The organism is Haloarchaeobius pelagicus (assembly GCF_051207375.1).
Taxonomy (GTDB): Archaea; Halobacteriota; Halobacteria; order Halobacteriales; family Natrialbaceae; genus Haloarchaeobius.
Map to the genome: position 1 here is coordinate 1,562,583 of NZ_JBPJZD010000001.1, position 18,738 is coordinate 1,581,320.

16 protein-coding genes are annotated in these 18,738 nt (G+C 66.7%); 8 read left to right on the forward strand and 8 right to left on the reverse strand.

Translation table 11 applies throughout. The features are described 5' to 3' along the window. Positions 1-4 precede the first annotated feature (4 nt). Together ACSC1S_RS08235 and ACSC1S_RS08240 are read right to left on the reverse strand one after the other, a co-directional pair. Positions 5-2,593 (reverse strand): cation-translocating P-type ATPase, encoded by a 2,589-nt coding sequence (locus tag ACSC1S_RS08235; protein WP_435363895.1) that lies wholly within the window; start codon positions 2,591-2,593, stop codon positions 5-7. A gap of 376 nt (positions 2,594-2,969) precedes the next feature. Then, a complete protein-coding gene (locus tag ACSC1S_RS08240; RefSeq protein WP_435363896.1) occupies positions 2,970-3,245 on the reverse strand; it encodes a hypothetical protein in 276 nt (91 codons plus the stop codon). A gap of 108 nt (positions 3,246-3,353) precedes the next feature. Here ACSC1S_RS08240 and ACSC1S_RS08245 point away from each other — a divergent pair, with 108 nt between their 5' ends. Next, a complete protein-coding gene (locus tag ACSC1S_RS08245) occupies positions 3,354-4,325 on the forward strand; it encodes an NAD-dependent epimerase/dehydratase family protein (protein ID WP_435363897.1) in 972 nt (323 codons plus the stop codon). A gap of 265 nt (positions 4,326-4,590) precedes the next feature. Then, the gene (locus tag ACSC1S_RS08250) at positions 4,591-8,103 is read left to right on the forward strand and encodes a disk-shape morphogenesis protein volactin (protein ID WP_435363898.1); all 3,513 of its coding nucleotides are present in this window, start codon (positions 4,591-4,593) and stop codon (positions 8,101-8,103) included. A gap of 15 nt (positions 8,104-8,118) precedes the next feature. Here ACSC1S_RS08250 and ACSC1S_RS08255 read toward each other — a convergent pair whose 3' ends face one another. The 3 genes from ACSC1S_RS08255 to ACSC1S_RS08265 form a co-directional block, all read right to left on the reverse strand. Continuing rightward, positions 8,119-8,238, reverse strand: a complete 120-nt coding sequence (locus tag ACSC1S_RS08255; protein WP_435363899.1) for a rubrerythrin-like domain-containing protein — start codon at positions 8,236-8,238, stop codon at positions 8,119-8,121. Between the two features lie 109 nt (positions 8,239-8,347). Continuing rightward, on the reverse strand, positions 8,348-8,947 hold the full coding sequence (locus ACSC1S_RS08260) for an HD domain-containing protein (RefSeq protein ID WP_435363900.1): 600 nt from the start codon (positions 8,945-8,947) through the stop codon (positions 8,348-8,350). Continuing rightward, on the reverse strand, positions 8,948-9,682 hold the full coding sequence (locus ACSC1S_RS08265) for an EthD domain-containing protein (protein ID WP_435363901.1): 735 nt from the start codon (positions 9,680-9,682) through the stop codon (positions 8,948-8,950). 290 nt (positions 9,683-9,972) lie between these two features. On the opposite strand from ACSC1S_RS08265, the gene ACSC1S_RS08270 reads away from it, so the two are divergent. From ACSC1S_RS08270 to ACSC1S_RS08295, 6 genes are all read left to right on the forward strand, one after another. Then, the gene (locus tag ACSC1S_RS08270) at positions 9,973-11,229 is read left to right on the forward strand and encodes an ABC transporter substrate-binding protein (RefSeq protein ID WP_435364596.1); all 1,257 of its coding nucleotides are present in this window, start codon (positions 9,973-9,975) and stop codon (positions 11,227-11,229) included. Position 11,230: 1 nt separating this feature from the next. Then, positions 11,231-13,270, forward strand: coding sequence for an ABC transporter permease (locus ACSC1S_RS08275; RefSeq protein WP_435363902.1), 2,040 nt, complete (start codon positions 11,231-11,233; stop codon positions 13,268-13,270). Beyond that, on the forward strand, positions 13,270-14,067 hold the full coding sequence (locus ACSC1S_RS08280) for an ABC transporter ATP-binding protein (RefSeq protein ID WP_435363903.1): 798 nt from the start codon (positions 13,270-13,272) through the stop codon (positions 14,065-14,067). Before ACSC1S_RS08275 ends, ACSC1S_RS08280 begins: the two co-directional genes overlap by 1 nt. Beyond that, complete coding sequence (locus ACSC1S_RS08285) at positions 14,064-14,783, forward strand: ABC transporter ATP-binding protein (RefSeq protein WP_435363904.1); 720 nt, start codon at positions 14,064-14,066, stop codon at positions 14,781-14,783. Before ACSC1S_RS08280 ends, ACSC1S_RS08285 begins: the two co-directional genes overlap by 4 nt. A gap of 57 nt (positions 14,784-14,840) precedes the next feature. Next, positions 14,841-16,133 carry a phenylacetate--CoA ligase PaaK gene (paaK, locus tag ACSC1S_RS08290; protein ID WP_435363905.1) on the forward strand — a complete coding sequence of 431 codons (1,293 nt, stop codon included), beginning with the start codon at positions 14,841-14,843 and terminating at the stop codon, positions 16,131-16,133. Positions 16,134-16,317: 184 nt separating this feature from the next. Continuing rightward, entirely contained in the window at positions 16,318-16,977 is a 660-nt protein-coding gene (locus ACSC1S_RS08295; RefSeq protein ID WP_435363906.1) for a DUF1028 domain-containing protein, read from the forward strand. Positions 16,978-16,987: 10 nt separating this feature from the next. On the opposite strand, the gene paaI is transcribed toward ACSC1S_RS08295, so the two are convergent. From paaI to ACSC1S_RS08310, 3 genes are all read right to left on the reverse strand, one after another. Continuing rightward, positions 16,988-17,389: a hydroxyphenylacetyl-CoA thioesterase PaaI gene (gene paaI, locus ACSC1S_RS08300; RefSeq protein ID WP_435363907.1), complete on the reverse strand. Its 402-nt coding sequence runs from the start codon at positions 17,387-17,389 to the stop codon at positions 16,988-16,990. Continuing rightward, on the reverse strand, positions 17,386-17,868 hold the full coding sequence (locus ACSC1S_RS08305) for a VOC family protein (RefSeq protein WP_435318380.1): 483 nt from the start codon (positions 17,866-17,868) through the stop codon (positions 17,386-17,388). Before ACSC1S_RS08305 ends, paaI begins: the two co-directional genes overlap by 4 nt. A gap of 75 nt (positions 17,869-17,943) precedes the next feature. Beyond that, positions 17,944-18,669, reverse strand: a complete 726-nt coding sequence (locus ACSC1S_RS08310; protein ID WP_435363908.1) for a sporulation protein — start codon at positions 18,667-18,669, stop codon at positions 17,944-17,946. Positions 18,670-18,738: the final 69 nt, after the last annotated feature.

Sequence of the window (18,738 nt, forward strand, 5' to 3'; positions counted from 1 at the left end):
GGGCTCAATCGCCCTGTTGTGGGAGCGACTCGCCGACCGGCGTCGTCGTGACTTCCGGCGCGCGCTTCCTGAGCAACCACACCACACCGACCATCGGAATCGTCGTCAGGACAGTTGCCAATCCGACGATGGCCCAGTCGGCAAGCGTGAGCGGGACGACCTCGAACGCCTCTTGCAGCGGGCCGAAATACAGCACGACGAGCTGCAACAGGAGCGACGCGACGACGGCGATGGCCAGCCAGCGGTTCGGCTCGGGCCGGCCCGGAATCCACCGGACGACGTAGAGCTTCGCGAACTCGACGACGACGAAGGTGGTGAACACCATCGTGACGACGTACTCGGTCGAGCCGCCGTTGCTGGTCACGAGCCAGTAGACGAGTCCGAGCATGACGACGGTCGAGGAGGCCCCGAGACCGCCGATGGTCCGCAGCATCTGCGGGTCGAGGATGCCGAGGCTCCGGTCCCGCGGGGGCCGGTCCATCACGTCGCCGCTCTCGGGGTCGACGCCGAGGGCGACTGCCGGGAGGCCGTCGGTGAGGAGGTTGATCCACAGCAGTTGCGCCGGCGGCAGGACGAGCAGGCCGAACAGCGAGGCGATGAACACCAGCATCACCTCGGTGAAGTTCGCCGACAGCAGGTAGGCGACGAACTTCCAGATGTTGTCGAAGATGGTCCGCCCGTTCCGAATCGCGGTCGCGATGGTCGCGTAGTTGTCGTCGAGCAGCACGAGGTCGGAGGCCTGCTTGGCGACCTCGGTCCCGCGCTCGCCCATCGAGATGCCCACGTCGGCGTGTTTCAGCGCGGGAGCGTCGTTGACGCCGTCGCCGGTCATCGCGACCGTGTGCCCGTTGGCCTGCAGGGCGCGACAGATAGCGACCTTGTGCTCGGGGAGGACGCGGGCGAACACGTCGTGCGTCTCGACCGCGTCTTCCAGTTCGCCTTCGTCCATCGCGTCGATGTCGTTGCCGGTGATGACGTCGCCGGAGAGACCGACCTGCTCGCCGATGACGGCCGCGGTCCGGCGGTTGTCGCCCGTGATGAGCTTCACCGCGATACCGGCGTCCCTCGTCTGTGCGATAGCCTCGCGGACCTCCGGCCGGGGCGGGTCCTGCATGCCCTGGAGGCCGACGAACACGAGGTCGGATTCCGGAGCCGCGGGGTCGCCGTAGGCGAATCCGAGGACCCGGAGCGCCTGGTCGGCGAACCCGTCCGCCGTCGCCTGGATGTGCTCGCGGGTCTCGTCGTCGAGGGCGACCGGTCCATCCGCGGTGAGGACCTGCGTGGACTGTTCGAGGACGGTCTCGGGCGCGCCCTTCACGAAACTGCGTTCGTCGTGGACGGTCGCCATCCGGCGGCGCTCCGAAGAGAACGGCACCTCGTCGGTGCGGGGGCGGTCCTCGCGGAGGGCTTTGGTGTCCAGCCCGACCGCGCTCGCGGACTCCACAAGTGCGACCTCGGTGGGGTCGCCGTTCTCGCCGGTGGCGTCGTTGCAGACCGCGCCGATCTCGAACAGCAGTCGCTGGCGTTCGTCGTCGAGGTCGGCCTCACCGGGCGTGAACTCGTTCTCGTGGACCCACGCTTTCGTGACGGTCATCTGGCCCTCGGTGACGGTGCCCGTCTTGTCGGTGGCGACGACGTCGACCGACCCGAGGGATTCGACCGCGGGGAGCTCCCGGACCAGCGCGTTCTGGTCGGCCATCCGGCGCACCCCGAGTGCGAGCGTGAGCGTGACGACGGCCGGGAGGCCCTCGGGGACCGCCGCGACCGCCAGCGAGATGGCCGTCAGGCCGGCCCGGATGAGGCTGGCACCTCCAGTGACGAGTACACCTCCGATGATGGCGGCGAGGACGAGCACGCCCAGGCCGACCCGCCGACCGAACGTGTCGAGGTCGCGCTGGAGGGGCGTCTCCCGCTCCTCGACGCTCCCGAGTTCGGCCGCGATGGCCCCGACCTGGGTGTCCATCCCGGTCGCGTACACCACCGCCCGCCCCGACCCGCGGACCACCGTCGTCTGCTTGTATACGAGGTTGTCACGGTCCGCGACGGCGGTGTCAGTCGGGAGGACCGCCGCCTCTTTCGACTGGGGCAGGCTCTCCCCGGTGAGCGCGGCTTCGTCGGCTGCGAGGTCGGTCGCCTTGAGGAGCCGTGCATCGGCCGGAACCGCGTCGCCCGCGGTCAGGACGAGCACGTCGCCGGGGACGACCTCGGGGGCGGGAATCTCGACTTGCTCACCGTCGCGAAGGACGGACGCGGTCGGCGCGGCGAGTTCCCGCAGGGCACGCAGGCTCTCCTCGGCGCGGTAGTCCTGAAAGAATCCGAAGACGCCGTTCAGAATCACGATACCCATGATGAGGGCGGCATCGACGGGATCGCCCACCGCCGCGGCGACGACAGCCGCGGCTATCAACACCCAGATGAGCGCGCTCTGGAACTGGGCGACGAAGATATCGACGATGCGACGCCGTTCACCCTCGACGAACTCGTTCCGGCCGTGTTCCTCGAGTCGGCGGGCAGCCTCCTCGCTCGACAGCCCCGACTCGTCGGCGTCGAGGTCCGCGAGCACCGTCGCGAGATCGACGTCGTGTTCAGCCACGGGTGGAGGTTCGACGGTCACCCTCTTGATAATTCGTGCTGCGGGTTCAGGTTCAGCCCTCTCCTCCCGGTCGCAGGCGGTTATTTCCTGGCGGAAGTAATAGAAATTTATTTATTTCGGTGGTGTGTTCCGTGGAACGTGGCGGCCCGTGCGGGGTTCGGCAGGCGATACCGGCACATTGTCTCCCCCACCCCAGCCGGTGTCGACCGGCCGGCCCCGACCGACTCGTCGATACCCACCCCCCGAGACCCCGATCCGACGTCGGTGTCTCCACCCGTGGTACCCCACCCTCGACGACTCGGGCGTGGCCGCCACCCGGTGTCAGCGTCACCCGTGCCGACCGGTGACACCGGCGATTCTCCCCGCTGTCTGGCCCCTAGCGATGGAACACGCCCTTGACCGTCCAGACGAGTCCCTGCACGACGTTCTCGACGAAGCCCGCGAGCCCGCTGCTCGGTTCGCGGACCCGGTCGAACCCGGCCAGCGCCTCGTGCGAGACGGAGACGACCTCACCGGTCACGGCGCGACGTTCGGCCGCGTCACCGACCCGCAGTAACGTGACCCGCTCGTCGTCCTGCCCGACGACTCGATACACGCCCACTTCGAGGTCGGACTCGGGCGGCGGGCGGTAGTGCTCGGCAACTGCGACCATGGTCCTCACTCGCGGTGCCATGGCCTCAATCTTCGGGTGCCGTGCGAGCCGGGCACCCGGCACGGGCCGACGAGAACCTTTTTGCAGACCGTGGCAGAACTTGCGAACATGGCAGACAGCACGGTACTCGTTACTGGTGGCACCGGATTCATCGGGTCGTACGTCGCGAAGGACCTGATCGACCACGGCCACGACGTGGTCGCCTACGACCTCTCGACAGACCCGCGAATCCTCGAGAAGCTCGGTATCGCCGACGAAGTCGAGGTCCGCCGCGGCGACGTGAGCGACTCCACCGACGTGATTCGCGCGGTCAAGGAGACCGGCACGACCCACATCGTCCACCTGGCGGCCCTGCTGACCAACACGGCGCGTGACAACCCCCGCGCCGCGATGCAGGTCAACATCGAGGGGACGAACAACATCTTCGAGGCCGCGCGCACCCTCGACGACCAGGTCGAGCGCGTCGCCTGGGCCTCTTCCGCCGCGGTGTACGCCCCGCCGCACAACTACGACGACGGCGGCGACTGGTGGGTCTCCGAGGACGACCTCGTCTACCCGGACACGCTCTACGGCGCGACCAAGGAGTACAACGAGCACCAGGCCCGCGTCTACTACGAGGACCACGACGTCTCCCACGTCGCTATCCGGCCGACGGTCGCCTACGGCCCGTACCGCGAAACGGGCGGCTCCGCCTTCCTCGCGAACATCATTGAGAAGCCCGCGCTGGGCGAGTCCTTCTCGGTGGAGTACGGCGACCAGGAGATCGACTGGCAGCACGTCGAGGACATCGCGCAGGCGTTCCGACTCGCCGCCTTCACCCCGGACGAGGACCTCAGCCAGCGCGTCTACAACGTCCGCGGCGAACTCGCTTCGATTCGCCAGGCCGCAGAGACCGTCGAGAAGATCATGCCCGACGCCGACATCGAAGTGAGCGACGAGGGCGAACTGCCCTGGACCCAGCGTCTGGACATGACCGCGTTCCAGGAGGATACCGGCTACGAGGTGCAGTACGACCTCGAATCCGGCTTCCGCAAGTACATCAAGGTGCTGCGGGAGGAAGCGGGCATGGACCCGGTCTGAGGCTCGCGCGACCCTGCTTCTCGGGCGCGTCTATTCTCCTCTTGTAAGCGTCTCTTCTTGTGACCGTGCCGTGGCGGTGCGGAGGCGGGACGGGGACGGGGCGGTCTCCATCGCCATCGGCGCGAGTTCGCTGCCCATCGCCAGTGACCCAGCTTCACACCCTCCCTGATTCCACGCTCGAATCCCGCACAGCCCCGAAAGCGGTTTTCTCACTGACACAAACACCAAGACAGATGCCCGACAACCGGCGTACGATTACTCTGACATGGTGGCTGGACTCGACATCGGGACGGAGACACTGACGGCGGCACGAGGCGAGGGCGGGGACGCGACACTTGCCACGAGTGTGGCATCGGTCGTCGAGGTCCCCCACGGGACACTCACGGATGCCGGGTTCGACCCGGCCGACCTCTGCTGTCTCGACCGCGGCGACACCGTATTGATACTCGGCGACGACGCGATCAGGGTCGCCGAGGCAACCGACACCGACCCTGAACCGCTTTTCTCCAACGACGTGGTGATTCCGCGTGAGGACGACGCGGCACTGGTGGGCGCGCTCGCGGACGAGGTACTCGCGGGCGACGACGGGGAATCTATCTGTTTCACGACGCCGGGGCGGTTCCTCGATGCGGAGGAGCCGACGACCGACCACCGCGAGGCGGTCGCGGAGGGCCTCTCCGGAGAAGGCTACGAGCCCACCCCCCTCAACACCGGCCTCGCGGTCCTCTACGACGCGCTCTCGGACGGGAACTACACCGGCCTCGGCGTGGCCGTGCGCCCGGCGGTCACCACCGTCTGTCTCGCTTTCTACGGTGTCCCCGTCCTCGGATTCTCGCTGGCGAAGGGCCGCGACTGGCTGGTCGCGCAGGCGGCCGACGCCACCGGTGAATCGGTCGAAACCGTCGCCGAGGCACGCGACGACTTCACGCTCGGGTTGGACACGAGTTCCGAGGGCGTCGACGGGGCGCTTGCCGACGCCTACAACCAGCTCCTCGGGGACGTGGCGGAGGCGGTCCAGCGCGAGGCCGACGAGAGCGACCTGCAGTCGGGCATCGCCGCGACGGTCGTCGTCGCCGGCAGCGGGAGCGTCCCGGGCATGGAGATGCTGCTCGGCGCGCAACTCGACGCCGCTCCCCTCCCGTTCTCGGTCGGCGACGTCAGGATGGCAGCCGACCCGGCGAACAGCGCAGCACTCGGCGCGCTCGCGGCCGCCGAGTCCGGCATCGACGGCTACGAGGGCATCGCCGCGAGCGAGGAGGACGAGTCCGACGACGATGGCGGTGGCGACGACGAGGGGCTCGCACAGCAGACGCTGTCGGGGGCGGCCGCGACGGCCGGAAGTGCCGGTGCTGGCACCCAGCGCTCCAGCAGTGCCAGCCCTCCTCGCCGCGACGACCCCGACGATGACTCCTCGAACCGCGCCATCGAGCAGATGTTCGAGCGCCTCGGGAACCGCGAGGACGAGATAGCGAGCATCCGCGAAGACCTCGACGCGGCCGCAGCGGACCTCGACGCACTGTCGGAGTCGGCCGCACGCGAGGACGACCTCGAATCCCTCTCGGCGACGGTCGAAGACCTCGACGGGGCGCTCGACGAACTGGACGACGCGCTCGGCGACCTCGATAGCCGGGCCGCGGCGGCGACCGACCTCGACGCGCTGGCGGACGACCTGTCCACACTCCGTGATGACCTCGGTGAACTGGCCGAGGAAGCGGCGACCGACGCCGACCTTTCCGCAGCCGAAGACACGCTGGCGACCGTCGAGGACGACCTCGAATCGCTGCAGGAGACCGCCGCGACACGGGAGTCGGTCGACTCGCTGGACGACACGGTCTCCACCCTCGAGACCGCGCTTGACGACCTCTCCGAGAGCCTCTCCGCGCTCTCGGACCGGGCGGCCGACGCCGAGACGGTCGAGGGACTGGACGAGACGGTGTCGACTCTCGACGAGACCGTCGAGACGCTGGACGCCGAGGTCGCGGCCCTCCGCGACGACCTGGCCGCGGTCGACGAGGCGAGTGCCACCGTGGACGACCTGGCCGCGCTCGACGCGACGGTCGACGACCTCTCGGCCGACCTGGCGGCACTCGACGAACGCACCGCCAGCGCGTCAGCCCTCTCGACGGTCGCGGACGACCTGGAGGAGGTGAGCACGGCGGTCGACGAGGTGGCCGACGACCTGGCCGCACTCGATTCTGCAACCGAGGACCTGACCGCCCGAGTCGACGAGGGAGAAACCGAGCGTGCGTCGAACGCCACCGACATCGAGACGCTGTCTGGCGACATCGAGACGCTGACCACCGGTCTCGACTCCGTGGAGGACACGGTCGACACCCTGTCGGGTGACCTCGGGTCGCTCGACGACGACGTGGCTGCAGTTCGGGCGGACGTCGATACCGTCTCCGCGGCCCTCGACGAGGCCGAAGGCCGCCTCGACCAGCTCGACGACACGGCGGCAACCACGGACGAGGTCGCCTCTGTCTCGCAGGACCTCGCGGCACTCGCCGAGCGAGTCGAGGCGCTCGCTGCCGACGGCGCGACCGACGACGACCTGCAGGCGCTCCGGTCCGACGTGCTGGAGGCCGACATGGCCCTGGCAGACCTGCAGGAGACGGTCTCCAGTCTGGAGACCGACGGTGCAGACGCGGCGACGGTCGACGCCCTCGAGAACCGTGTTTCGGGTATCGAGGCGTCTATCGAGGCACTCGAGTCGGAGCTGTCGACCGTGGACGCGGCGGTTTCGGACGTCGACTCGGCCGTCACCGACCTGGACTCGGACGTCTCGGAACTCGATACCCGGCTGGCCGACCTCGACTCGGCGGTGGCCACGGTGGACGATGAGGTCGCGGCGGTCGACACGCGGGTCTCAGAGATGGCGTCGGAGATAACCGCAGTAGAGAGCGCGGCTGCCGACGCCGAGACCGTCGACGAACTCGAGGCGACCGTACGCGAGACCCGTTCCACCGCGAGCGACCTCGAAGCCGAACTCGAATCGGTTCGTGACCGACTCGACACGCAGGCGGAATCCGGCCCGTCTTCCGACGACCTCGACGACCTCGCTGCCGACCTGTCCTCGCTGACGGCGGACCTCTCGACACTCCGGTCGACCGTCGAGGACCTCGAAGCGGCGGTGGACTCGACGGACGAGGAGCCCGCAAGCACCGAGGAGGTGGCCGCGCTGGCGACCCGGCTCGAAGACGCGACGAGCGACGATGCGCTCGCTGCCGAGGTCGAAGAGCTGTCGGATTCCCGCTCGGCACTCTCGGAACGCCTCGACGACCTCGAAGACGAGGTGACGGGCCGGGCCGACCTCGAAGCGACGGTCGCAGACCTTCAGGACGAACTCTCTGCACTCGAATCGTCGGTCGTGACGGCGGAGGATCTCGACAGCCTCGAAGCGAAGATGGTCACGCAGGACGCGCTGGATTCCAGGGATTCGGACGTCGTGACGGCCGACGAATTCGACGAGTTCCGGTCGTCGGTCGCGACGGCGGACGACCTCGCGGCCCTCCGGCGGTCGATAGAGGAACTGCGTGAGTCCTCGCGTGACCAGTCGGCCGAGTCCGCGGTCCAGTCGGGTGGCACCACCAGCTTCTTCGACCGCTTCGGCGTCGGCTTGGGCGGCGGCGCTGTCATCGCGGGTATTCTCACCATCGCGAACTCGGTCACCGGTGACGCGATAGCGTTGGCTGTCGGTGCGGGTGCCCTCGTCCTCGGCCTCGCCCTCGTCGGCCTCGTCTACCGGGACACCGACGGGAGCATGCCAGCAAAAGAGTAAGCGATCGGACTGTCGTTACTCGCGGGGAAGCGAAACGTTCCGGAGTTCACCACCGCACTTCGGGCATTCGTTCTCGTCGGCGTCCTCGGTCCGGAGGCCGCAGCTCAGACACTCGTACTCTGCCGAACTTGTCATGATACCCTCTGTAGGGGATTCGGTATGATAAGGATTACCGCGTTACCGAGTAACAGAGTAACTGGGACGAACGTCGGTTCTCACGGGCGAAGAACGCAGCGCAGCGGCGCTACTCCTGCGTCTGGCTGTACTGTGCGACCCACTCCTTGAGCGTGATGCCCATCGCGGACTGGGTGATGGCGTTCGAGGAGGCCGAGTTCGCGCTCTTGACGAGTTCTGCCTCGAGCGTCCGTTTGGGCACCTCGCCGAGGAAGTGCGGGATGGCCCGCTGGACCGAGAGCGGGACGCCGACCTCGTGGGCGAGGGCGTACCCCGAGATAGAGTGGGGAATCTCTTCGCTGGCGTAGTGCTCGCGGTCCGGCTCGTCCAGCAGTTCGGCGTCCACGAAGTCGACGTACTCGTAGCACTTTCCCACGTCGTGGAGCAGGCACGCCGCCACAATCGTGTCGAGGTCGGGGTCAGCGCCGTGGAAGTCGCGCTGGATCTCGGCGGACTCGATGGCGATCTTCGTCACCCCGCGAACGTGCTCGACGTTCGTCACCTCGTGGATGTTCCAGGCGTACGGGATGTCTTCGATGTCCTGCCAGCCGCCGCGGTCCAGCCCGAGAACCCAGGCCTCGACGACCTGCTCTCGTAGGTCATCGTCATCGATACGGTCGAGTTCGGGGTACGCCTCCCGGACCTGGGCGGCGTAGTCCGGGTCGGCCATCTAGTACCCCTCGACGTCGCCGAGGTCGTTCTTGACGAGTCGTTCCTGGCCGATGAACCGCGGGCGCTTCTCGACGGCGAGGAAGTTGTCGACGTCCGCGCGGGCCTTCGCGGCGACCTCACGGGTGGGGTCGTAGTCTCTGGACCCCTCGCTCCCGAGTGCCTCGTGGAGGTCGTCCAGCGTCTCGAAGTAGAGCTCGGCGACGCCATCGAACTCGGCGTTCTCCGGGTCCGTCGGGTACACCGTCTGGTAGCGGACGACGCCTTCGATGTCCTTGGCGAGGGGCGAGTGGTTGTTCTCCCAGTAGTCGCGGAACTCCTCGTGGGTCATGCCGTCCTTGCGGACGAGGAAGGCGGAGTGCTTGTAGAGGCCGTCTGTGTCGCCGTCTACCTCGTCCTTCCAGACCTTCTCCTCGCCGATAAATCGCGGACGGCGCTCGATGTCGAGGAAGTTGTTGACGTCCTCGCGAGCCTTCGCGGCGACCTCTCGGGTCGGGTCGTAGTCCCGCGAGCCCTCGCTGCCGAGCGCCTCGTGGAGGTCGTCCAGCGTCTCGAAGTAGAGTTCGGCCAGTCCGTCGAACTCGGCGTTCTCCGGGTCTGTGGGGAGTACTGTCTGGTAGCGAACCACGCCCTCGATGTCTCTCGCGATGGGCGTGTGGTTGTTCTGCCAGTAGTCGACGAACTCCTCGTGGGTCATCTCGTCCTGTCTGACCAGCAGCGCGATGTGTTTGAACATACGTGAAGAACGTCGCCTCGTCCGGGCATAAAACCCGATGCGTCACCCGCTGGCACGTCGGTGGAACCCGGGAACGACCGTGCCACTGAGACCACCTGGATCGAAGCGCGCGCCCGCCGACGTCTCGGTCTGTCGAACGGAAACTGCAAGCCTTCTATTAGGTGTTTTCGCAAGACGCAAGCGTTGCAGGGAATTGATGCGAAACGCCACGTACTGATAAACCCAGTCTATGCGTGGGCGAACTGCTTTACCCTATTTTTAATAATGAATCATCCATGGCACGGGGAAACATTGACCGCGACGGTTCGTCCGGAAACAAAGCTAATTCTATCGGTTCTCGGCGGGCTTTCCTGAAGCTCGCAGCGGGTGGAAGCGCACTGAGTGTGGCAGGGTGTCTCGGGAACATCGGCGGATCGGGGGGCACCAGTGATACACTGACCTACGGTGTCGTGAGCCCGATGTCCGGGCCGTACAGCGGGCTCGCGCCCGGGCAGCGAAACGGCGCGAAGCTCGCCATCAAGACACTCCAGGAGTCGGACGACTTCGACTTCGAGATAGAGGGTGTCTACAAGGACGGGAAGACCGAAGACACGGCCTCCGTGCAGGAGGCCCGCCGCGCCGTCGAGCAGGACGGTGCGAACTTCCTCATGGGTGCTATCTCCAGTTCTGTCGCACTCGCGCTGAACGAACTCGCCGCTGAAGAACAGGTAATCTACAACCCGGGTGGGGCCGCGGTGCCCGTCACTGGCAGTGGGTGTAACAAGTACGTCTTCCGTGCGGAGACGAACACGGCGCAGATCGCCGAGGCCGTCTCCGATTACACGGTGAAGAACCTCGGGACGAACGTCTGGTTCCACATCGCGGACTACGCGTACGGGACCTCCGTCCAGAACCGCGTCCGGATGCGGATGGAGGAGGCCGACGCGAACCTCAACGTGGTCGGCACCTCGGCGTCCGAACTCGGGGCGAGCAACTTCGACTCCTACATCAGCCAGATAAGCAACTCCGACGCGGAGGTCGTCGTCGTCGGTATGACCGGTGGCGACCTCATCACGTTCGTGAGCCAGGCCGTCGACAGCGGTCTCACCGAGGAGGTCGACATCATGGCACCGACGATGACCTTCCAGGTCGTGCGCGGCGCGCTCGGCTCCAAGGCGTACGGGCTCTACGGTGGTGTGCGCTACATCCCGGGCATCGACAACCCGCAGAACAACTCCTTCGTCGAGGCCTACCAGAGCGAGTACGACGCGATGCCGGACAACTTCGCCCGCGTCGGCTACCAGTCCATCATGATGACCGCCGAAGGCGTCAAAGAGGCCGGGTCGACCAACGTCGACGACGTCATCGACGCGCTCGCCGGGCTGGAGATGGACAGCATCCTCGGCCCGAACCAGTTCCGGGCGTGTGACCACCAGGCACTCAACCCGACCTGGATGGGCAAGTGTGTCAAACCGGAGTCGGGCGAGATGGCTGACGTCGAACTGCTGAAGAAGGTCGAGGGTCCCGACGCGATGATACCCTGCGACGAAACCGACTGCTCGCTCTAAGATGTCCGCACTACCACTGGTCTCAGGTGCAGCCATCCTCGAACAGCTCGTCAACGGGCTGACCGTCGGGATGGTGTACGTCCTCCTCGCCGCCGGCCTGTCGATCATCTTCGGCGTGATGGACGTCATCAACTTCGCGCACGGGGAGCTGTTAGCCCTGGGCGCGTACCTCGCAGTCGCCCTCTCGACGGCCGGTATCGGCAACTTCTGGGTCGCGTTGCTCGTCGCACCGCTCGCGGTCGCCGTCCTGGGTGGGGCGATGGAGCGGCTGACCATCCGCCCGCTGTACGGCCGGAACCCGCTGTACCACATCCTGTTGACGTTCGGACTGGTGCTCATCTTCGTCGATGCCATCGAGTTCATCTGGGGGCCACAGCCACTGAGTCCGCTCGACACCGGCTCGCTGGCGGGTCCCGTGACGATACTCGGTGCGACGAACACGCTCTACAGCTACTTCGTCATCGCCGCCGGCACGCTCGTCGCGGCCGGCACGTGGCTCATCCTCGAGAAGACGCGGTTCGGGCTCGTCGTCCGTGCCGGGTCGATGGACCGCGGCATGGTCCGTCACCTCGGCATCGACATCGACCGCTACTACACGCTCGTGTTCGCGTTCGGTGCCTTCCTGGCCGCCGTCGGCGGGGTCGTCCTCGCCGGCCGGCAGCCGGTCGGTCCCGGGATGGGTGGTTCGGTCATCATCCCGGCGTTCATCGTCGTCGTGCTCGGTGGACTCGGTAGCTTCCGCGGCGCGGTCGCGGGTGGCCTGCTCGTCGGCGTCGTCCAGACGCTGGTGCGCTGGCAGCTACCGTTCCTCGAGGGGCTGGTCGTCTTCCTGCTGATGATCGGCGTCTTGCTGGTCCGTCCGCAGGGACTGTTCGGCAGCCCGGAATGGCACGACCCCAGCGAATCCGGGGGTGAACTCCTCACCGGTGCCGGCGGTGGCGTGCTGACACCAGAGCAACGCAAGTACCTCGGCTTCGGACTCGTGGGCTTGCTCGCGCTCGCACCACTCGGTATCGGCGTCGTGTGGGGGTCGTTCTTCGTGAACACCTTCCTCGTGGATATCCTCATCTGGGCGCTGTTCGCGCTCAGTCTCGACCTCGTCATGGGCTACACCGGACTGGTGTCGCTCGGCCACGTGCTGTTCTACGGGGTCGGCGCGTACGCGACGGTCCTGTTCGCGCTGTACCTGATCCCGTCGTTCTGGCTGGCGCTGCTGGCCGGCATCGTGGTCGCGGGGCTCATCGCCTGGCTGGTCGGGTACCTGTCCATCCGGGTCTCCGGCGTGTACTTCTCGATGATTACGCTGGCGTTCGCGGAACTGTTCGCCAGTCTCGCCGTGAAGATGCCGGGCCTGCGCGCGGAGTTCAACCCGTTCCTCGCGTCCATCGGCCTCCCGACCGTCCCGCCCCTGACCAACGGGGAGGACGGTATCGGGGCCGAGGCGCTGTACTACGGCCTGACCTCCGGCCCGGAGTTCGGTGGCGTCTCACTGCTCGGTGAGATCACCCTGAACTACTACGTCATCCTCGCGCTGGTCGTCGGTTCGTACTTCGTCGCGCGGCGGCTCATCGACGCCCCCTTCGGGAGCGTCCTGCAGGCCATCCGCGAGTCCGAACAGCGTGCGTCGTTCCTCGGCTACGACACGACCGCGTACAAGCGCCGGGCGTTCGTCGTCAGTGGCGCGCTCGGCGGCCTCGCCGGTGGACTGCGTGCGGTCCAGACCCTGGGTCGGGCGTCCCCCGGCTTCCTCGACTGGCTCCTCTCCGGCGAGGTCATCGTCATGACCCTGCTGGGCGGGATGGGGACCCTCTACGGCCCGATGATCGGGGCTGCCGGGTTCATCTCGCTGGAGGAACTGCTGCTCGAACAGGGAATCGACTACTGGCAGGGCGTCCTCGGCGTCGTGTTCGTCCTGTTCGTCGTCTTCGTCCCGCGCGGACTCGTCTCGGTGCCGTCGCTGCTCAAGCAACGGCAGCAGGCGATGTCCTCGGGCGGTGAAGGCGGTTCTCCCGACGCGGAATCCACGGAGGTGAGTGACTGATGGCGACCAGCGAACAGGAGACGAAATCGTTCGACTCGGGCGCCCCTGTGCTCGAGACGAAGAACCTGACCCGCCGGTTCGGCGAACTCGTCGCGACCGACGACCTCACGCTGGAGGTCCAGGCGGGCGAGTTCCGGAGCATCATCGGCCCGAACGGGGCCGGGAAGACCACCCTGTTCAACCTCATCTCGGGCGCACTGCTCCCGAGTGAGGGGTCGATACTGTTCCAGGGCGAGGACGTCTCCCAGCTCCCGCCGAACCAGCGCGTCCGCAAGGGAATCGGGCGGTCGTTCCAGATAACGAACGTCTTCGGCGGACTCACGGTGCGAGAGAACGTCCGCCTGGCCGCACAGGCCACCCTCCGCGAACGCTCGGTCGTGGAGAACTTCTTCGGCAACAAGGACTCCTTCGGCGACCTGAACGAGCGGACCGACGACGTGCTCGGTCGCATCGGCCTCGATGGCCGTGGCGACGAGCGCGCGTCGACGCTCGCGTACGGTGACCGTCGCCGACTGGAGATCGGTCTCGTGCTGGCGACCGACCCCGACCTCGTCATGCTCGACGAGCCAACCGCGGGCATGAGCGCCGAGGAGACCCGCGCGACGATGGAACTCATCAGCGACGTCCTCGCCGACAGAACCGTGTTGCTCATCGAACACGACATCGAACTCGTCATGAACGCATCGGACCGAATCACCGTCCTCAACCGCGGCTCGGAACTCGCGACCGGCGTGCCGGAGGCGGTCGCCGCGAACGACGAGGTCCAGCAGGCCTACCTCGGTGGTGGTGTGCTGTGAGCCTCCTCGAACTCGAGAACGTCCACGGTGGCTACGGTGAGACGGAGGTCCTCTCCGGCGTCACGCTTGACGTCGAAGAGGGCGAGGTCGTCTCGCTGGTCGGTCGCAACGGCGTCGGCAAGACGACGACACTGCGAAGCGTCGTCGGCGTCGTCGACCCGGTCAAGGGGTCCATCCACTACCAGGGTGAGGACATCACGGGTGCCTCCTCGGAGGACGTGGCCCGGAAAGGCATCGGATTCGTTCCGGAGGAGCGTCGCGTGTTCCCGGGACTGACCGTCACGGAGAACCTCCGGATGGGCAACTTCGGCGGCAGCGACACCTCACACCGTCGCTCCGTCGAGGACATCTGGGAGCTCGACGCCTTCGAGAACCTCCGCGAACGCAAGAACAGCCGCGGTGCCGACCTCTCCGGCGGGGAGCAACAGATGCTCTCCATCGCCCGGGCGATGGTCGCCGGCGCGGACCTGCTGCTGCTCGACGAACCGACCGAGGGGCTTGCCCCCATCATCGTCGAGCGCGTCGCCGACCTCGTGACCGAACTCAACGAGGAAGGCATCTCGGTCCTGCTCGTCGAGCAGAACGTCGCGGTGGCGAGCAAGCTCGCCGACCGGGTGTTCATCCTCGACAAGGGCGAGATCGTCTACGAGGGCACCCCGGCGGAACTGGACGAGAACGAATCCGTGCGCGACAGGCACCTCGGGGTGAGCATCTGAGGGGGCCGCCTGTCGGCACCTGAAGTGATTTACAGACACGAAACACTGATTTAAAACATGGTCTACAACGACATCGAAACCGCATCACGAGAGGAAGTCACAGCAGTGCAGAACGAACGCCTTCGCGAGACCGTCGAGCACGTCTACGAGAACGTGCCGTGGTACCGCGAGCAGTTCGAGGAGGCGGGCATCACGCCCGAGGACATCGAGACGCTCGAGGACATCACGAAGCTCCCCTTCACCACGAAGGAGGACATCCGCGACAACTACCCGACCGACCTGTTCGCGGTCGACCGGAGCGAGCTGCGACGCATCCACGCCTCCTCGGGCACCACGGGCAAGCCGAAGATCGTCGGCTACACCGAGGACGACCTCGGCGTCTGGCGCGAGGTCATGGCGCGCTCGCTGAAGGCGGGCGGCGTCGACCCGGGCATGATGGTCCAGAACGCCTACGGCTACGGGCTGTTCACGGGCGGTCTCGGCTTCCACGACGGTATCCAGGAACTCGGTGCCTCGGTCATCCCGACCGGCGGTGGCAACACGGCCCGGCAGCTCGACATGCTGCAGGACCTCGAGTCGGACGTGCTCTGTTGCACGCCGTCGTACTGCCTCTACCTCGCCGAGCAGGCCGAGGAACGCGGGATGGACCTCCGCGACCTGCCCCTCTCGCGGGTCGTCATCGGGGCCGAACCGTTCACCGACCCCATGCGCGAGGAGATCGAGGAAGCCCTCGGCGTGACCGCGGTCGACGTGTACGGCCTCTCCGAGATCATCGGCCCGGGCGTCTCCATCGAGTGCGCCGAGGCCCAGGACGGCCTGCACCTCTGGGAGGACCACTTCTACCCCGAAGTCCTCGACCCCGAGACGGGCGAACCAGTCGAGGAAGGCGAGGAGGGTGAACTGGTCATCACCTCGCTCACGAAGCAGGCCCTGCCCATGATTCGCTACCGCACCGGCGACATGACCCGGCTGAACTACGACACCTGCGACTGTGGCCGGACGATGGTCCGGATGGACAACATCACCGGTCGCTCGGACGACCTGCTCATCATCCGTGGCGTCAACGTCTACCCGAGCCAGATCGAGGAGGTCATGCTCGACATGGAGGACGTCGCGCCGTACTACCGCATCGACCTCTACCGCAAGGGCAACCTCGACACCCTGGAGCTCACCGTCGAGTACCACGAGGACTACAATGGCACGCACGAGGAGCTCGAAGCGGACATCGAGAGCAAGCTCAAGGACGTCCTCGACGTGAAGCCCGACGAGATCGAGGTCGTCGGCCCGGGCGTCATCGAGCGCACCGAGGTCGGCAAGGTCAAGCGCGTCTTCGACCACAGGGAAGAATAACTTCTTCCCAAGCCCGCACTCACTGCGTTCGTGCGGACACCGTGAGGACTGACGTCCTCACGAGCCCTCGTTCACTGCGTTCACGAGGACACCGCGAGGAGTAAACTCCTCGCGAGCCCGTTTTTCCCGGCAGCATGCCCTGGCATGCTCCATCTACTTCACCGCGTAGCGAAGGGTCTCTTACGTGACCTTCAGCATCTGCGTCAGAGAGTCCTGCGGCGACCACGACCGCTTCGGCGTTGCGGTCACGACGCGGATGCCCGGCATCGGCGACCTCTCGCCGTTCGTCTCCCAGGACGGGGCTGTCGCGATACAGGGCCACGTCACTGGCGCGCTCGGTCCGCGAATCATCGAACTGCTCGCGGAGGACTACCATCTCGACGACGTGATCCGGACCGTCCTCAGTCCCGAGGTAGACCCCGAGAACCGCCAGATTCACGGGGTAGACCGGAACGGCCCGACGACCTACACTGGCGAAGCGTGTAACGACTGGAGCGGGCACCGGGTCGGCGAGACCTACTCCGTCGCGGGGAACCTGCTCGAATCGGGGGCGGTCCTCGACGCGATGGCCGACTCCTACGAGCACAGCGACCGCAGCGAACGACTCGCGAAGCGACTGATCGACGCGCTGGAAGCGGGCGAGGACGCCGGCGGCGACCACCGTGACCTCGACATCCAGTCGGCCGCACTCCGCGTGTTCGACCCGGAGGCACCGCTCGGGGATTCGTACTACAACGACCTCCGCACCAATGCGACGTGGACGCCCCTCGCGGACCTGCGGGAACGATACGAACTCGGCCTGCGAGGGCGGGAAATCGTCGCCAGCCGCTACGGCTGGGACTGAACGGACGAACTCAGTCGATGAACCGGTAGACGCGACCGCGGAAGGTCGCGACGCGGTCCTCGCCGTCGGCCGTGATATCTATCTGGTACTCGGCGGTCCGCCCGGCCATGTGGCTCTCCTCGGCCTCGGCGCGGAGCGTGGTTCCCACCTCGACCGCGTCGAGATAGGACATGTTCGTCTCCAGGGCGACAGCCGTCGTCCCGTGGGAGTTTGAGGCGGCGGCGAAGGTGGCGTCCGCCAGCGAGTAGATAGCGCCGCCGTGGGGCGTCCCGTGGAAGTTCACCATGTCCTCGGTCACGGTGAGTTCCATCGTCGCCGTCCCCTCGCCGAGGTCGACGAGTTCGATGCCGAGCATGGCACAGTACGGGTCCGATTCGATGCGCTCGCGGGTCTCGTCCGGTATCTCGCTCATGCCTGCACCTCCTCGACGCGCCCACCGTTCACGAACAGTTCCTCGGGGGGCAGCCGGTTCTCCGCGTAGTCGTCGTGGTACTCCATGAGCTGGAAGAGCGTCCCGGTCGGGTTCCGCGGGGAGACGAACGCCTCGGTCCAGGTGTCGAACTCGGCGCGGTCGACCACCCGCAGGTCGGCATCGGCGGCTTCGAGCGCCTCGATGACGGCGTCGATGTCCGCGACCTCGAGCGTAACGTGGTGGAGGCCGGGGCCGTTCGACTCCAGGAAGTCGGTCAGAAACGAGTTCTCCTCGATGGGTTCGATGAGTTCGATGCGGGAGGCGTCGCCCAGCCGGTAGTACACCCAGCGAAAGCGGTCCTCGACGGTCTCGTCGGAGAGCTTCTCGCAGCCGAGTGCGAGCAAGACGGGTTCGGCGTCGGCGACGGACTCGACGGCGAGGCCGACGTGGTCCACTCGAATCGGCGTGTCGTGTGTCATCGGGACACACCACGGCCGGACGCCCCTTATCCCTTCAGGTGCGTACAGTGCCGGCCGGTATCGGTAGCGATGCGGTCAGGTGTGGTCGGAGAGCACGTCGTCGAGGGTGTCCTCGACGCTGGGCGCGTCGGGGTCGGTGATGGTGAACTCGCTCGACTGGTCGGCGAACTCCTCGAAGTCGTCGACGCCACCCTCGGGTTCGACCTGCACGACCGCCGTGAGGCCGTCGGCCGTCGGGACGAACACGGCTTCGAGGTCGCCCGACTCCACGTACGGTCCCCACTCGGAAACGAAGTCGAACTCCTGGACGAACGGGCGGGCGGGGTCGACAGCGTGGGTCGCCTTGCAGTCGGCCTCGTCGAAGACGTAGCCGAGCGACTCGGCGGCGTCGAAGAAGGCCTGGCGCAGTGCGTCCGGTTCGACCCTGATGGTGTCCCTGTCGGTCGGGTCGATGGCCCAGTCGATGTCGAGGCCGGTCTTCAGCCAGACGTTCGTGCTCCCGACGGTCACCGGCGTCGCCTGCGGGACGGTCACGTCGACCTCGATTGTCCGGCGCGAGCCCGCCTCGATGGTGAAGTCCTCGGCGACCGTGACCGAGTCGATGACCGCGGTGTCGTGGCTGGTCCCGGACCAGTACTGCGTGACGAACGCGAAGTAGATGCCGTCTACCTGCTGGTCGGCGTCGCCGCCCTCGATCTCCACGTCGACAGTGAGTGCCTCCCCCGGTGTCAGTTCGTTCCGCGGGAGGACCGTATCGACCGTGGCTGCACCGATGCCCACGCTAGAGAGTACGCGTCGCATTGGGCGGAAAATATACTGGCGGGAAGTTAACCGTTCTGTCGTCTGGAAGAAACGGGTTCCGGTGAGTGG

Excerpts from the sequence above, each read along its gene's own strand:
- ACSC1S_RS08240 (WP_435363896.1), bottom strand. The coding sequence starts at position 3,245 with ATGGTCGCAGTTGCCGAGCACTACCGCCCGCCGCCCGAGTCCGACCTC.
- ACSC1S_RS08245 (WP_435363897.1), top strand. The coding sequence starts at position 3,354 with ATGGCAGACAGCACGGTACTCGTTACTGGTGGCACCGGATTCATCGGG.
- ACSC1S_RS08250 (WP_435363898.1), top strand. The coding sequence starts at position 4,591 with ATGGTGGCTGGACTCGACATCGGGACGGAGACACTGACGGCGGCACGA.
- ACSC1S_RS08255 (WP_435363899.1), bottom strand. The coding sequence starts at position 8,238 with ATGACAAGTTCGGCAGAGTACGAGTGTCTGAGCTGCGGCCTCCGGACC.
- ACSC1S_RS08260 (WP_435363900.1), bottom strand. The coding sequence starts at position 8,947 with ATGGCCGACCCGGACTACGCCGCCCAGGTCCGGGAGGCGTACCCCGAA.
- ACSC1S_RS08265 (WP_435363901.1), bottom strand. The coding sequence starts at position 9,682 with ATGTTCAAACACATCGCGCTGCTGGTCAGACAGGACGAGATGACCCAC.
- ACSC1S_RS08275 (WP_435363902.1), top strand. The coding sequence starts at position 11,231 with ATGTCCGCACTACCACTGGTCTCAGGTGCAGCCATCCTCGAACAGCTC.
- ACSC1S_RS08280 (WP_435363903.1), top strand. The coding sequence starts at position 13,270 with ATGGCGACCAGCGAACAGGAGACGAAATCGTTCGACTCGGGCGCCCCT.
- paaK (WP_435363905.1), top strand. The coding sequence starts at position 14,841 with ATGGTCTACAACGACATCGAAACCGCATCACGAGAGGAAGTCACAGCA.
- paaI (WP_435363907.1), bottom strand. The coding sequence starts at position 17,389 with ATGAGCGAGATACCGGACGAGACCCGCGAGCGCATCGAATCGGACCCG.
- ACSC1S_RS08305 (WP_435318380.1), bottom strand. The coding sequence starts at position 17,868 with ATGACACACGACACGCCGATTCGAGTGGACCACGTCGGCCTCGCCGTC.
- ACSC1S_RS08310 (WP_435363908.1), bottom strand. The coding sequence starts at position 18,669 with ATGCGACGCGTACTCTCTAGCGTGGGCATCGGTGCAGCCACGGTCGAT.